General features: G+C 73.3%; 9 protein-coding genes. 6 read left to right on the top strand and 3 right to left on the bottom strand.

The window, feature by feature from the left end; genetic code table 11:
• Positions 1–5 precede the first annotated feature (5 nt).
• The gene (locus tag AB0K03_RS23040) at positions 6–1,157 is read left to right on the top strand and encodes an aminotransferase (RefSeq protein ID WP_364688019.1); all 1,152 of its coding nucleotides are present in this window, start codon (positions 6–8) and stop codon (positions 1,155–1,157) included.
• On the opposite strand, the gene vioC is transcribed toward AB0K03_RS23040, so the two are convergent.
• Positions 1,147–2,166: an arginine beta-hydroxylase, Fe(II)/alpha-ketoglutarate-dependent gene (gene vioC / locus AB0K03_RS23035; protein WP_364688017.1), complete on the bottom strand. Its 1,020-nt coding sequence runs from the start codon at positions 2,164–2,166 to the stop codon at positions 1,147–1,149. The genes AB0K03_RS23040 and vioC overlap by 11 nt on opposite strands.
• A 132-nt stretch (positions 2,167–2,298) precedes the next feature.
• Here vioC and AB0K03_RS23030 point away from each other — a divergent pair, with 132 nt between their 5' ends.
• Genes AB0K03_RS23030 through AB0K03_RS23010 form a run of 5 tightly spaced genes read left to right on the top strand, consistent with a single transcriptional unit; the run spans position 2,299 to position 11,744 of the window.
• The gene (locus AB0K03_RS23030; protein ID WP_364688015.1) at positions 2,299–3,429 is read left to right on the top strand and encodes an aminotransferase class I/II-fold pyridoxal phosphate-dependent enzyme; all 1,131 of its coding nucleotides are present in this window, start codon (positions 2,299–2,301) and stop codon (positions 3,427–3,429) included.
• 21 nt (positions 3,430–3,450) lie between these two features.
• Positions 3,451–4,683 carry a cytochrome P450 gene (locus AB0K03_RS23025; protein ID WP_364688013.1) on the top strand — a complete coding sequence of 411 codons (1,233 nt, stop codon included), beginning with the start codon at positions 3,451–3,453 and terminating at the stop codon, positions 4,681–4,683.
• Position 4,684: 1 nt separating this feature from the next.
• Positions 4,685–6,016, top strand: a complete 1,332-nt coding sequence (locus tag AB0K03_RS23020; protein WP_364688011.1) for an MFS transporter — start codon at positions 4,685–4,687, stop codon at positions 6,014–6,016.
• A gap of 5 nt (positions 6,017–6,021) precedes the next feature.
• Positions 6,022–10,959 (top strand): condensation domain-containing protein, encoded by a 4,938-nt coding sequence (locus AB0K03_RS23015; RefSeq protein WP_364688009.1) that lies wholly within the window; start codon positions 6,022–6,024, stop codon positions 10,957–10,959.
• The gene (locus AB0K03_RS23010) at positions 10,956–11,744 is read left to right on the top strand and encodes a DUF2306 domain-containing protein (RefSeq protein ID WP_364688007.1); all 789 of its coding nucleotides are present in this window, start codon (positions 10,956–10,958) and stop codon (positions 11,742–11,744) included. The genes AB0K03_RS23015 and AB0K03_RS23010 overlap by 4 nt, the downstream gene beginning before the upstream one ends.
• 56 nt (positions 11,745–11,800) lie before the next feature.
• Here AB0K03_RS23010 and AB0K03_RS23005 read toward each other — a convergent pair whose 3' ends face one another.
• Together AB0K03_RS23005 and AB0K03_RS23000 are read right to left on the bottom strand one after the other, a co-directional pair.
• Positions 11,801–13,147: an MFS transporter gene (locus AB0K03_RS23005; protein WP_364688005.1), complete on the bottom strand. Its 1,347-nt coding sequence runs from the start codon at positions 13,145–13,147 to the stop codon at positions 11,801–11,803.
• A 55-nt stretch (positions 13,148–13,202) separates the two neighbouring features.
• On the bottom strand, positions 13,203–14,249 hold the full coding sequence (locus AB0K03_RS23000) for a MupA/Atu3671 family FMN-dependent luciferase-like monooxygenase (protein WP_364688003.1): 1,047 nt from the start codon (positions 14,247–14,249) through the stop codon (positions 13,203–13,205).
• Between the last annotated feature and the right edge of the window lie 3 nt (positions 14,250–14,252).

The raw sequence follows: 14,252 nt of genomic DNA, 5'->3' as shown, positions 1-14,252 counted from the left end.
CCTCCATGCGCCTCAGCGAACGGACACTCGGCCAGGCCGACTCGCCGATCACCGCCGCGTACGACCTGCTGGAGCTGCGCGGGCCGGGCGGCGGTGACCTGCTCGACCTCGCGCAGGCGGCACCGCTGTACCCGCCCGCGCCGCAGGTGACCGAGCACGTCCTGCGGGTGGCCCGCGACCCCGGCGGCGGCCGGTACACCGACGTGCCGGGGCTGCCCCAGCTCCGCGGCGCCTTCGCGGCCGAGCTCAGCCGCGACTACGAGGGCGTCGTCGGACCCGGCAACGTGGTCGTCACGGCCGGGTGCAACCAGGCGTTCAGCCTGGTCGCGTCGGCGCTGGCCGGCCCGGGCGACGAGATCGTGGTGGCGCTGCCGTTCTACTTCAACCACGACATGTGGCTGCGGCTCAACGGCGTACGCCCGGTGTATCTCGAACCGGGGCCGGACCTGATGCCGCTGGCCGCCGACGCCGAGCCGCTGATCACCCCGAGGACCCGCGCGATCCTGTTGGTGACGCCGGGCAACCCGACCGGCGCCACGCTCGGGCCGGACAGCATCGCCGCCTTCGCCGCGCTGGCCGGGCGGCACGGCATCGCGCTGATCCTCGACGAGACGTACCGGTCGTTCCGCGACACCGGCGCACCGGCGCACCGGCTGTTCGGCGAGCCGGACTGGGACCGTACGGTGGTCAGCCTGCACTCGTTCTCGAAGGAGCTGGCCATCCCCGGCTACCGGGTCGGCGCGGTCGTCGCCTCGCCCGCCCTCAACCGGGAGGTCTGCAAGCTGCTCGACTGCGTCGCCATCTGCGCGCCACGGATCGGTCAGGAGGCCGCGTGGGCCGGGCTGACCCGGGCGCGGCAGTGGCGGCACGAGCGGGCAGCGGAGATCGCCGGGCACCGGGCCCGGTTCGCCGAGGTGATGGCCGCCCGTCCCGGCGGCTACGAGCTGCTCAGCCTGGGCGGCTACTTCGCCTGGCTGCGGCATCCGTTCCCGGGACGGTCCACGATGGAGGTCGTCCGCGACCTGGTGGTGCGGCAGGACACGCTGGTCATGCCGGGCAGCGCCTTTCTGCCCGACGACCGGGGCACGCTGCGGGTGAGCGTCAGCAACCTGGGCCACGGCATGATCGAACGGTTCGCCGACCGGCTCAGTAGATGATCCGGTCGTCCGCCGCGGGCCGCCACGCGCGCGAGCCCCGCAGGTTGCGGGTGATGTTGAGCCGCTTCAGCCAGCGGTCGCTGCCGTCGTACCGGGCCCGGAACGACTTGCGGCCGTGCACGGCCCGGAAGTTGTCGATGAAGGCACAGTCGCCGGGCTTGAGGCGTACGTCCCGCAGCTTGGCCTCGATCTGGTCGCAGAGACCCTGGAACGCGGCCGACGAGCGTTCGGACCACCCGTCGAGCTTCATGTGGTACGGATCCAGCGTCAAATACGGGTCGGTGCGGTCGCCGAAGAGCACGGGCCGCTTGACGGGCTCGTCGTTCCAGGACCGGATCAGGTCGAAGCTGCGCCGGCGCAGGCGGTCGACGACGGGATCGCCGGTGGACTCCGAGGCGTTCTCCGGCCGGTGCGAGTTGTCCGGCATCTGGGTGAACTCCGGCTCGAACAGGGCGTCCACATCGAGCGCCGACCAGTCCAGGTCGCCGGCGTCGCAGACCACGGTCGCCACCGCGTCCGGGTTCTTGAGGCACATCAGGGCCACGTAGTCGCCCCGGCACGGGTGGAACGCGTCCTCGGTGTGCCAGGACAGGTGCTGCAGGCTGTTGGAGCCGATCTCGTAGTGCTCGTGCCCCTTGATCGGCAGCACGTCATGCATGATCCGGCCGTCCTGCTGGGTGGCCCAGCCGAACACGTCGCCCAGCGCGGACGCGCACAGCAGGAAGAAGATCTCCTGCGGGAGCGCGGGCGAGCCGAACTGGCTGCCGCGCCAGTGCGCCGGGGTCGGGCCCAGCCGTTCCGCGTCGACCTCGAGCCCGGAGATCAGGCACAGCGCGGACGGCTCCCCGAGGCGGTACGCCTCCAGGAACTCGAGCAGGTGCCCGGGCAACCGCCGCGCGAGCACCGGCGCCCGCCGGAGCAGATCGGCGTCCTCGATGGAGGCGTACTCCGCCGCCAGCTCCCGCAGCATCGGGTTCAGCACGGCGTTGTCGGCCGAGGTCAACGTCATCTGATGCACAAGCCGGAGTCTAGGAGCGGTGCCCCGCCGGGCATCGGTCCCCAGTTGAGGGGACGGGTGACCGGCCGCCGGCGACCTTACGTTGTGCTTCGGACGCACCCATCGAGCCCGCGGGACCTCTCTATGACCGAGCTTGCGAACCTGACCACGATGGAAGTCGACGCGCTCTCCGACCTCGAAGGTGGACTGAACCTGACCGACGGCCACGCCCGGCTGGACCTCTCCGCGGAACAGGTCGCCATCGTGGCCCGGATCCCGGAGATGTTCACGGCCGCGACCCGTTCCCCCTTCCCGGCGATCGAGACGGCGGCGCACCGGGCGTTCCTGGACGCGATCGGACAGCATTCCGCGCCGGTCGGCAGCGGCCGGATCCTGAGCTGCTACTCGTCGACGCTGGCGACGGACATCGTGGCGCGCGCCCTGCCGGCCGGCGCCACGATCGCCGTGCTGCATCCGACCTTCGACAACATCGCCGACCTCTTCACCACCCGCGGGCTGCGCCTGGTGCCGCTGACCGAGGAGGCGATGCTGGACCGCGCGTGGCCCGGGCCGCCGGTCAGCGCCGTCGTGCTGACCCACCCCAACAACCCGACCGGGCTGGTGACACCGGAGGGCCACCTGCGCTCGCTGGCGGAGCACGCCGTACGCCACGGGCAGACGGTCATCATCGACGCCAGCTTCCGGGGGCAGGTCCGCGAGGCGCAGTACGACACGTACGCGGTGCTCGACGCGGCCGGCGCGGACTGGATCACGATCGAGGACACCGGCAAGCTCTGGCCGACGCACGAGCTGAAGATCGGGCTGCTGGCGTACAGCGAGCGGACCCGGCTGCCGATCGAGCGGGCGTTCTCCGAGTCGCTGCTCGCCGCGTCGCCGGTGGTGCTGCAGCTGGTGGAGGCGCTGGCCCGGGACTGGGTGAACGGCGGCTACGAGCGGGCCCGCGACCTGGTGGAACGCAACCGCGACACGGTACGCGCGGCGATCGAGCCGATCGGGCTGTGCCTGGCCGACCCCGGCTCGCGGATCAGCGTGGCGCGGATCGGCCTGCCGCAGGACGGCCCGGACTCCTCGCTGCTCTACAAGGACATGCTCGAACGCGGCGTCCACGTGCTGCCGTGCGCGCCGTTCCACTGGGCGGCACCCGAGGACGGCCTGCGGTTCGTCCGCCTGTCGCTGGCTCGGCCGTACGACACCGTGCGGCGTGCGGCGACGACGCTCGCGGAGGCGTACCGGGAGCTGTCCGCGACCGTCTGAGCCCGGAGGAGGGTGTACGAGATGAGTGGCGCCGCCCCGGCCGTCCCCACCGCGGACGCGGACGTGATCGGCTACGACCCGTTCGACTACCGGATCCACGAGGACCCGTACCCGGTCTACCGGTGGATGCGGGACCACGCCCCGGTCTACCGCAACGAGGAACGGGACTTCTGGGCGCTGTCGCGGCACGCCGACGTGCAGGCCGCGCTGCGCGACCCGGCCCGCTTCTCGAACCGCTACGGCATCTCGCTGGAGCCGGAGCTGTGGGGGCCGCACGCCCCGAAGACCAGCTTCTTCCTGGCGATGGACCCGCCCGATCACGGCGTACACCGGGCCCTGGTCTCGGGGGTCTTCACCCCCCGCCGGGTCGCCGCCATGGAACCGCGGGTCCGTGAGCTCGCCCGGGAACGGCTGGAGCCGCTGCGCGACGCCAGGCGCTTCGATTTCGCCGCGGACTACGCCGCCGCGCTGCCCAACGACGTGCTGTGCGAGATGCTCGGCATCCCCTGCGACGACTGGGACCAGATCCGGGCGGACACCGACCTGATGAACCAGCGGGCGGACGGCTCCGACGAGCGCGGGCCCAACGCGGTGGCGGCGGCGCTGCGGCTGGGCGACTACCTCGTCGCCCTGGTGGGAGACCTGCGCCGGCGCCCCGGCGACGACCTGACGTCGACGATGATCGCTGCGGAGGTCGGCGGGGAACGGCTGAGCGACGCGCAGATCGTGGGCTTCCTGTTCGTGATGATCGGGGCCGGCAACGAGTCGACCGGCAAGACCATCGGCAACGCCTGGTACCACGGCTGGCTGCGGCCGGACGTGGGCCGCCGAGGGCTGGACGGCCGCGCCCAGGACTGGGCCGCCGAGACGCTGCGCTACGACTCGGCGAGCCAGATGGTCGCCCGGCGGGTCACCGAGGACACCGTCGTGCACGGCGTACGCCTGCCGGCCGGCGCCCGGGTGGCCGTGCTGCCCGCCTCGGCGAACCGCGACGAGCGGGCGTTCCCCGACCCGGACCGCTACGACCTCGACCGCGACAAGCGCCGGATGATCAGCTACGGGTACGGGCCGCACCACTGCCTCGGCGCGGCGCTGGCCGGCCTGCAGATGCGGGTGGCGCTCGACGAGATCGGGGCGCTGGTGTCCGGCTACGAGATAGACCTGGACCGGGTCCGGAGGGTCCACTCGCCGCACCAGCGCGGGTTCGCGTCGCTACCGTGCGACGTGACACCGCGCGCGAAGCCCCGGGCCTGACATGGCGGCGGACGGGCTGCGAGCCTACCTGATCGTCTGGACCGGGCAATTCGTGTCGCTGCTCGGCTCCAGCCTGTCCGGCTTCGCCCTCGGCGTGTACGTCTACCAGCTGACCGGCTCCGCGACCCAGCTCGGTGCCGTCTTCGCCCTCGGTCTGCTCCCCTCGGTGCTCGCGCTGCCGTTCGCCGGCGCGCTGGTCGACCGGTGGGGGTCGCGGCGGGCGCTGCTGAGCGCCGGCACGGGCAACATGGCCGTCACCGCCGTTCTCGCCGCGCTGCTGGTCACGGACACGTTCGCGGTGTGGCACGTCTACCTCGTCGTCACCGCGTTCTCGCTGCTCGGCGCGCTGTCCCTGCCCGCGTTCTCCGCACTGGCCCCGGCGCTCGTGCCGCAGCGACATCTGGGGCGGACCAACGGGCTGCGCATCCTGGCGTTCGCGTTCGCCGAGGTGCTCTCGCCGCTGGCGGCGGGCGTCCTGCTGCTCGCCGTCGGGATCGAGGGGCTGGTACTGCTCGACGTGGTGTCCTTCGGCGTCGCCGTGGTGACCCTGCTGCTGGTCCGGCTGCCGCACATCCGTCCCGCACCGGAGGACGCCGGCCGGCCGCCGGCGCTGCTCGCCGAGTTCCGGCAGGGCTGGCGCTACGTCGCCGCCCGCCGGGGACTGCTCGCGCTGCTGGGTTTCCTGGCCGCGGTGAGCTTCGCCGGCGGCTTCATCGATCTGCTGATCCGGCCGCTGGTCCTGGCCTTCGCCTCGCCCGAGGCGCTCGGCACGGTGATGACCTGCGGCGGGGCCGGGATGCTCGTCGCCGGCGGGGCGATGAGCCTCTGGGGCGGCCCCCGCCGGCGGGTGCCGGCCTTGCTGGCGGCGTCGCCGGTGCTGGTGGCCGCCACGTTCCTCGGCTCAGCCCGCCCGGAGATCGTGCCGGTGAGCATCGCCGCGTTCCTGTTCATGGGGGCGATGGGCGTGATCCTCGCGCTCGACCAGGGGATCTGGCAGAGCAAGGTGGAGCAGCACATGATGGGCCGGGCCATGGCGGTGCACCACATCGTCGCGGCGGTCCCGCAGATCGTCGCGTACGGCCTGGCGGGGGTCGCCGCCGACCGCGTCTTCGAGCCGCTCCTGGCGCGCGCCCCCGGGCTGAGCGCCCTCGTGGGCCACGGGACCGGCCGAGGCGCTGCGCTGCTGCTGATGGCGACGGGCGTCCTGATCGCGGTCTCGGCGGTCGTGGCGGCGCTCCATCCGCGGCTGCGCCGGCTCGAGGACGACCTACCGGACATCGTGCGCCCCGAGCCCGGCGAGGCCGAGGCCCGGGCCGCCGCCGCAGGGGCGTGACCGGCATGGACACTGCGAAGGGAGCACCGGTGGGCACCGGCGACGTCGAGGACATCTACGAACTCTCACCGCTGCAGCAGGGCCTGCTGCTGCACAGCATGCACGACGGCGCCTCCGACATGTACCTGAGCCAGCACACGTACACGCTGGAGGGGCCGCTCGACACCGGGGCCCTGGTGGACAGCTGGCAGGGCGTCCTGGACGCGCACGCCGTGCTGCGCACGTCGTTCCACTGGGAAGGGCTGGACAAGCCGCTTCAGGTGGTCCACCGCCGGGTGCAGCTTCCGGTACGCCGCTACGACTGGTCCGGCCTCGACGAGCCCGGGCAGCAGGAACAGTTGGAGAAGCTGTACGCCGAGGACCGCGCCGAAGGCCTCACAGTGACGGCCGCCCCGCTGATGCGCCTGCACCTCATCCGGCTCGGTGAGCGCCGGCACCGGCTGGTGTGGACGTACCACCACGTGCTGATGGACGGGTGGTCGGTGCCGCTGTTCCTCGACGAGCTCATGGCCCGGTACCGCACGCTGACGTTCGGCTTCCCGCCGCCGCGGCCGGTGCCGGCGTACCGCGACTACATCGGCTGGTTGCAGCGCCAGGATCTGCGGGAGGCGTACGACTTCTGGTCGGCGGCCCTCGCCGGGGTGCGGCCCACGCCGGTGGCGCACCCGGGAGAGGCCGGTGCTGGCACCGGCGCCGTCGACCGGCGCCAGGTCGTGCTGCCGCCGGCGCTCAGCGACGGGCTGCGCGAGACGGCGGCCCGTCATCGGGTCACGGTGAGCACCGTGGTGCAGGCCCTGTGGGCCGTCGTGCTCCGGGCCCGGACCGGCGCGGCGGAGCCGGTGTTCGGCTGCGTCACCTCCGGCCGCCCGCCGGAGCTGCCGCACGTCGAGCGGATGGTCGGCCTGTTCGCCAACACGCTGCCAGTGCGGGTCACCGTCCCCGGCGAGGGCGGGCTCGGCGACTGGCTGAGGGAGCTTCAGGATGCGTACGCGCGGATGCGCCGTTACGAGTTCACCCCGCTCGCCGACATCAAGAAGCGCGCCGGCCTCCCCGGGCAGCAGCTGTTCGACAGCCTGCTGGTGCTGGAGAACTACTCGCTCACCGTCGGCGACGGCGGCGAGGACACCCGCCCGGACGCGCTGACGTTCCGGGTCGACTCGCTGTACGACAAGATCGACGTCCCGCTGACCCTGACCGTGGCACCGCCGCCGGTCTCGGAGCTGCACCTGATCGTCCACCACGACCGCTTCGAGCCGGGCTTCATCGACGACCTGCTCGAGAGCCTCCAGGTCACGCTCGCCGCGCTCGTCACCGCGGAGACCGTCGCCGAGGTCGTGGCGGCGGCCGGACCCTCCACGCCGCGGCGGGCCGAGCCGGCCGTCGCGCCGCGGCCCGCCCCGCCGGCCACGTTCACCGCGCCGGCCACCCCGGCGGAGGAGCGGATCGCCGCGGCCTTCCGGGAGATCCTGGGCCTGGCCGAGGTCGACGTCACCACGAGCTTCTTCGAGCTGGGCGGCGACTCGCTGGAGGCGGTGCGCACGGCCGGCCGGATCGAGGGTGCCACGGTCGGGCTGCTCACCGCCCACCCCAGCGTGCGGGAACTGGCCGACGCCCTCGCCCCCGCGCCGGGACCCGCCTCGATCGACGACGAGATCGCCCACCTGGAACGGCTGCTGGCGGCGAAGCGGGCCGCACGTGACGGCCTCGCCGGGCCCGGACCGGTGGTCCCGGTGGCCCGCGAGGAGACCATGCCCTGCACCCACCAGCAGGAAGGGCTGTGGTTCCTGCACAAGCTCGACCCCGCGTCGACCGTCTACCACGTCCCGTACGTGCAGCGACTGCGCGGCCCGCTGGACGTGCCGGCGCTGGAACGGGCGATCGCCGCGCTGGTGGTGCGGCACGAGGCGCTGCGGACCCGGTTCGTGGAGCGCGAGGGCCGGCCCCGGCAGGTCATCGACCCGCCGCCGGCGTCGCTGCCGCTGCCGGTGGCCGAGATCGCCGCCGGCGAGGTACGGCGGTGGGCGGCCGCCGAGGCGCACCGGCCGTTCGACCTGGGCACCGCTCCCCTGTTCCGGGCGGCGCTGGCCCGGCTCGGACCCGGCGACCACGTGCTGGTGATGGTGGCGCACCACATCGTGGCCGACGGCTGGTCCGCCGGCATCCTCGCGCGGGAACTCGCCGTGCTCTACACCGGCGGCGACCTACCCCCGCTGCGGATCCAGGCGGCCGACCACGCCGTCTGGCAGCGCGGCTGGCTCGACGGCGCCGAGCTGGAACGCCAGCTGGGCTACTGGCGTACCGCCCTGGCGGACCTGAGCACCGTCGACCTGCCCGCCGACCGGCCCCGGCCCGAGCTGCCCACCGGCGCGGGGGCGAGCCTGCACCGCCGCCTGCCCGGGGACCTGTCCGGCGCCGCCGCCGCGTACGCGCGTACCCATCGGGTCTCGTTCCTGGCGGTCCTGCAGGCCGCGTTCCTCACCGTGCTGCGCCGCCACACCGGCCAGGACGACCTGACCACCGGGTCGGTCTTCTCCGGCCGGACCCGGCCCGAGATCGAACCCGTCGTGGGCTTCTTCGCCAACACCCTCGTGGTGCGCACCGACGCCGGCGGCCGGCCCACCTTCGCCGAACTGGTCGAGCGGTGCCACGCGTCGGTGCTGGCCGCCACCGAACGCCAGGACGTGCCGTTCGGTTTCGTCGTCGACGCGGTCCGGCCGGAACGGGTCGCCGGGCGCAACCCGCTGTTCCAGATCAGCCTCATCCTCCAGCGGGACACCGCCGGCGGCGAGCTGCGCCTCGGCGACATCACCGCCGAACCCGTGCCGATCGACGACCACTACGCGCGCTTCGACCTGCTGCTCAACCTCCAGGACTCCGGCGGGCACCTCGACCTCTCCTGCGAGTACTCGACCGAGCTGTACGACGCCGACCGGGTGGAACGGCTCCTGGACCACTTCACGGCCGCACTCGGCCGGGGCGTGGCCGCGCCCGCCACACCCGCCGACGCGATCGACATCCTGCCGGACGGCGAACGCGCCCGGGTGCTGCGCGGTCGGGACCGGACGGCGCGGGCGTACGTGCTCGACGACCTCCTGCGGCCGCTGCCGATCGGCGTACCCGGCCGGTTGTTCCTCGCCGGGCCGGCACCGGACGGCCGGGAGGAGCGGCCCGACCCGTACGCGCAGCAGCCGGGCGCCACCATGTACGACTCCGGTGAGACGGCCCGCCTGCGCGCCGACGGCGTCCTCGAACGTGTCGAACAGGCCGGCGCCGCCGCCCAGCCGCAACCCGGCGGGTACGTGGCGCCGCGGACCGCCTCGGAGCGCTGGCTCGCCGAACAGTGGCAGGACCTGCTCGGCGCCGAGCGGGTCGGTGCCACCGACCGGTTCTTCGCGCTCGGCGCCAACTCCCTGCACGCCACGCAGCTGCTCGCCCGCATCCGCGAGGAGCTGCACGTCCAGCTCGAAGCCCGGCACGTGTTCACCAGCCAGGTGCTGGAACAACTGGCCGCCCGGCTCGACGAGGCCGAACCGGTCAGCGGCGAGGACGCCATCGTGCCGGTGCCGCGCGGCGCCGCCCTGCCGTGCACGCACCAGCAGGAGGGCCTGTGGTTCATGTCCAAGCTGGACCCGTCGTCGGCGGTGTACCACCTGTCGTCCGCGCTGCGGTTGCGCGGCCGGCTGGACGTACCCGCGCTGGAGCGGGCGGTGACCGCGCTGGCCGGGCGGCACGAGGCGCTGCGGACCGGCTTCGCCGAGCGTGACGGGCTGCCGTTCCAGGCCATCGCCGACGCACCCGCCCACGTCACCGTGCCGGTCACCGAGCTGTCCGAGGACGGGGTCACGGCGTGGGTCGAGCAGGTCGTGTACCCGCCGTTCGACCTGACCGCCGGGTCGCTGTTCCGCGCCGCCGTCGGCCGTACCGCCCCCGGCGAGCACGTGCTGGTGCTGGTCGTGCACCACATCGTCGCCGACGGGCTGTCGCTGCGGTTCCTCGCCGAAGAGCTGTCCGAGCTGTACGCGGCCGCGACCGAGGGCCGGGAGCCGCACCTCGCCCCGCTCGGCGTCCAGCCCGCCGATCACGCCGTCTGGCAGCGGGCCCGGCTCGACGACGCCGAGCTGCGACGGCGGGCCGCGTACTGGCGCGAAGCCCTGGCCGGAGTGGCCACGGTGGACTTTCCGAGCGACCGTCCCCGCCCCGCGCGGCCCACCGGGGCCGGTGCCACGCTCACCCGGCAGGTGGGTGCGGAGGTGGCCGCGGCGGCCCGCGCGTACGCCCGCGAGCACGAGGTGTCGCTGCTGGCGGTGATGCAGGCCGCGCTGCTGACCGTGCTGCACCGTTACACCGGCCAGGAGGACCTCACGGTCGGGTCGATCTTCTCCGGGCGTACCCGCGGCGAGATCGAGAACGTGGTCGGCTTCTTCGTCAACTCGCTGGTGCTGCGGACCGACGTCGGCGGCGATCCGGAGTTCGGTGAGCTGGTCCGGCGCTGCCACGCCACCGTCCTGGCCGCCACGGCGCAGCAGGATCTGCCGTTCGGGCTGGTCGTCGACGCGGTGCAGCCCGAGCGGGTGCCCGGGCGCAACCCGCTGTTCCAGATCTGCCTCACCCTGCAACCGAGCAACCTGCGGGCCGACCTCACCATCGGCGACCTGGCCGCCGAGCCGGTCGAGCTCGCCGGCGGGTACGCCCGCTTCGATCTCGACATCGCGGTGGTGGACAGCCCCGGCCGGCTCGACCTCGCCGTCGAGTACGCCGTGGACCTGTTCGACGCCGGCCGCATCGAGCGGCTGTTGGACCACTACGTCGCCGCGCTCACCCACGCGCTCGCCGAGCCCGGCAGCCCGATCGGCGACGTCGACATCATGTCCGACGCGGAACGCCACCAGGTGCTGCACCTCTTCAACCCGGCCCCCGCCCTCCACGGAAGAGAGCTGCCATGACGACGGACGTCACCGCCGCCGAGGAACCCGCCGCCCCGGCTCCGGCCCCGCCTGCCCGCAAGCGCCCGGCGCCGCGGCGCAGCCGCCGGTGGGCCACCGCCGGGGTGATCCTCATCGGGCTGCTGAGCGCCACGTCCATCTATCTGATCTGGGTCTACTTCAATGCCGGCGACCCTGACACGGCCCGCTACTCGATGGACGAGCAGTTCTGGTTCTACCCCGTGGTGATGGTGCACATGGTCGGCTCGTGCACCGCCCTGGGCACCGGCGCGCTGCAGATCTGGCCGTGGCTGCGCCGGCGCAGGCCCCGCGTGCACCGGATCTGCGGGCAGCTGTACGTGTGGGCCGGCGTGTACCCGGCCGTGGTGACCTCGGCGATCCTGCTCACGTTCTGGCCCGAGCCGCTGCTGAACGAGTCGAGCGACATCCTGACCACCGTCCTGTGGTTCGTCAGCACCGCCACCGGCTACACGCTCGGCCGGCGCGGCCAGTACGCCGACCACCGCCGCTGGATGCTGCGCAGCTTCGCCCTGACCGGCTCCTTCACCATGTCGATGATCCTGATCCTGCCCATCTCGGCCATCTTCGAGGCGGCCCTGTACTCGCACTTCGACGGCAACCGCGAGCTGATGATCCAGGCGGCGGCGGGCGTCCAGGTGTGGCTGAGCTGGATTCTTCCGCTGCTGGCGGTCGAGTGGTGGCTGGACTACGAGCGCCTGCGCGCGGCGAAGCGCCGGCGCGCGGCGGTCGGTACGCCCCGGGATCGCGCCGCCGCCGATATCTGATACCCGGGAACGTGCGAGCCCCCCGGGATCTCCGGGGGGCTCGCCCGCTGTGCGGGTCAGATCCGGGCGACGTCCTCGCGGGTGACGTCCGGCAGCCGCAGCTCCACGCCGGTCAGCGCGCGGTGGCGGCTCGCCCGCCACACGACGACCGCGATCAGCGCCCCCGCCGCCGTGATGAGGATCGCGAACGCGCGGCCCGCGCCGCCGCCGAAGACCGTCGCCACGGTGGGCGAACGCACCTCGTACTCCCCGATCACCGGCATGAGCAGGTCGCCGGAGAGACCGGCCGAGATGTTGCCCAACATGAGCGTCGCCGCATAGAAGACGTTCTTCAGCGCCATCACGCGGCCTTGCAACCGCGGCTCCACCTTGGTGTGGAAGACCGTCTGGAGGTTGCCCACGATGATCGACGTGCTGCCCAGGAAGACGAACGCCGCCACGGCCAGCAGGGCGACGCTGGGCCGCAGCGACCCGGCGACCATGGCGGCCGCGAGCACCAGGGTGTAGCCGAAGATGCCGGCGACGCGGCGCCGCGGCCCACCCCAGACGGTCATGGCGGCGCCGTAGACGGTCATGCCGGCGAATCCGGCGACGAGGACGGTCAGCAGCGCGTCGTCGCGGCCGATCGCGATGACCGTCTGCGGCAGCAGGACCTCGCAGAAGCCGATCGCGAAGGCCACCACCCCGGAGAAGGCCACCAGGGCGGGCAGCCCGGCACGCGCCCGCAGGTGGTCCCAGCCCTGGCGGAACTCGGCCAGCAGCTGCGCCGGACCGGCAGCCCCGGCGTTGCCCCCGGGCCGGGCCGACGGGATCCGGCAGGCGCGCACGGCGAGCACGGTGAGGGCCATGGTCACGGTCACCAGCGCCGCGACGGCGGTGATGCCGATCGCCTTGACCAGCCAGACCGCCGCGTACGGCAGGAGCACCGCGCCGAAGCCGTTGACGGTCATCCGCATGCCGTTGGCCCGGCCGAAGTGGCGTTTCGGCACCAGCATCGGCACCGACGCCTCGAAGGCGGGCAGGAGCAGGCCCTTGACCAACGGCACGGTCGTCACGATCAGCACGCCCAGCCACAGGGCCGGGGTCCGCATGAACGGCACCAGCACCAGCGTCGCCGCGGCCAGCACCGTCCCGGCGGAGTTGCTCACGATCAGCGCCCGGCGTACGCCCCACCGGTCGATGAGCGAGCCGGAGAACGGTGAGGAGACCAGCAGGACGACGAACGGGAGGGCGTACACGAAACCGAGAACGACCAGGGAGTAGGTCTGGTAGACGTAGTATGCCGCCGCGAAGTTCAGCAGCGTCACCGCGCACAGCGCGACGAATTGCACGACCGAGACAACGACGAACGTGCGGACGCCGTCGGCCGCGATCCCGCTGCGGCCCGCCTGGGCGAATGTCATGGGCGATTCCTTCCGTGGGTGCGTTGGCCGCCGACCGGCCCCGGCACCGGCCCGGTCAGCCGCCCGTGCCGGTCTCCTCGTGCAGGTCGGCCAGGTGCCGCAGGGAGGCGAGCACCTCGTCGTGGGGGACGCCGAAGTCGATGAGGCAGGCGATCTCGTCGACGCCCAGGTCCCGCAGCGAGCCGGCCGTGGCGACGCCGTCCGCCACGGTGCCGAAGAGCCCGCTGGAGGTGAAGTAGCGGTCGAAGGCGTGCGCGACGAGGAAGTCCTTGTCGCGGTCGGGGAGCCGGTCGACGTCGAAACCGGCCGGGAGCACGGCGGACGCGGTACGGGCGATCAGATCCATGGAGCTGCGCAGGTACGCGCTGAACGGCTCCCGGACCTGGTCGCGTACGCGGTCCCGGCCGGCGCCGAGCATCGTGTGCAGCATGAGGGTGACGTGGGCGCGGGTCGCGTCGCCGTGCACCGCGGCGAACTCCTCCCGGTACGCGGCGATGTTGCGGCCCAGCGCCGCGCGGTCCTGTCCCAGCAGGTGGGTCAGCACCCCGGCGCCGAGCCGCCCTGCCGCGCGGAACGTGTCCGTCGATCCCGCGCTGGTGATCCACACGGGCAGCTCCGGCTGGACCGGCGCCGGGAAGATCCGCAGCGCCGGCTTGCCGCCCGCGCCGTCGGGGAACTCGACCTCCTCGCCGCGCCACAGCCGGCGTACGGTCGCGATCGTGTCCACCATGGCGCTGCGCCGGTCCGCGTACGTCTCGGGCCGCAGGGCGAAGTCCCGGGCGTGCCAGCCGGAGGCGAACGAGACCCCTGCCCGGCCGTGCGACAGGTTGTCGACGACCGACCATTCCTCGGCGATGCGCAGCGGATGGTGCAGCGGCGCCACCACGCTGCCGGCCCGGACCGCGACCCGCTCGGTCACCGCGGCGACGGCCGCGCCGGTGACCGCGGGATTCGGGTAGAGCCCGCCGAACGGGTGGAAGTGCCGTTCCGGCGTCCACACCGCCGTGAGGCCGTGCGTGTCGGCGAACCGCGCGCTCTCCAGCAGCAGCCGGTAGCCGTCGGCCGCGGCGCTGTCGGCGAAGAAGAACAGGCTGATGTCCACGGT

Origin of the sequence: Actinoplanes sp. NPDC049316, from assembly GCF_040677315.1 — a bacterium.
Lineage (GTDB): Bacteria > Actinomycetota > Actinomycetes > Mycobacteriales > Micromonosporaceae > Actinoplanes.
The sequence above is the reverse complement of the archived record's forward strand: the minus strand, read 5'-3'. Positions and strand labels throughout refer to the sequence as shown.

Coding starts and splice junctions, on each gene's coding strand:
- AB0K03_RS23040 (WP_364688019.1), top strand. CDS start 6: ATGCGCCTCAGCGAACGGACACTCGGCCAGGCCGACTCGCCGATCACC.
- vioC (WP_364688017.1), bottom strand. CDS start 2,166: ATGACGTTGACCTCGGCCGACAACGCCGTGCTGAACCCGATGCTGCGG.
- AB0K03_RS23030 (WP_364688015.1), top strand. CDS start 2,299: ATGACCGAGCTTGCGAACCTGACCACGATGGAAGTCGACGCGCTCTCC.
- AB0K03_RS23025 (WP_364688013.1), top strand. CDS start 3,451: ATGAGTGGCGCCGCCCCGGCCGTCCCCACCGCGGACGCGGACGTGATC.
- AB0K03_RS23020 (WP_364688011.1), top strand. CDS start 4,685: ATGGCGGCGGACGGGCTGCGAGCCTACCTGATCGTCTGGACCGGGCAA.
- AB0K03_RS23015 (WP_364688009.1), top strand. CDS start 6,022: ATGGACACTGCGAAGGGAGCACCGGTGGGCACCGGCGACGTCGAGGAC.
- AB0K03_RS23010 (WP_364688007.1), top strand. CDS start 10,956: ATGACGACGGACGTCACCGCCGCCGAGGAACCCGCCGCCCCGGCTCCG.
- AB0K03_RS23005 (WP_364688005.1), bottom strand. CDS start 13,147: ATGACATTCGCCCAGGCGGGCCGCAGCGGGATCGCGGCCGACGGCGTC.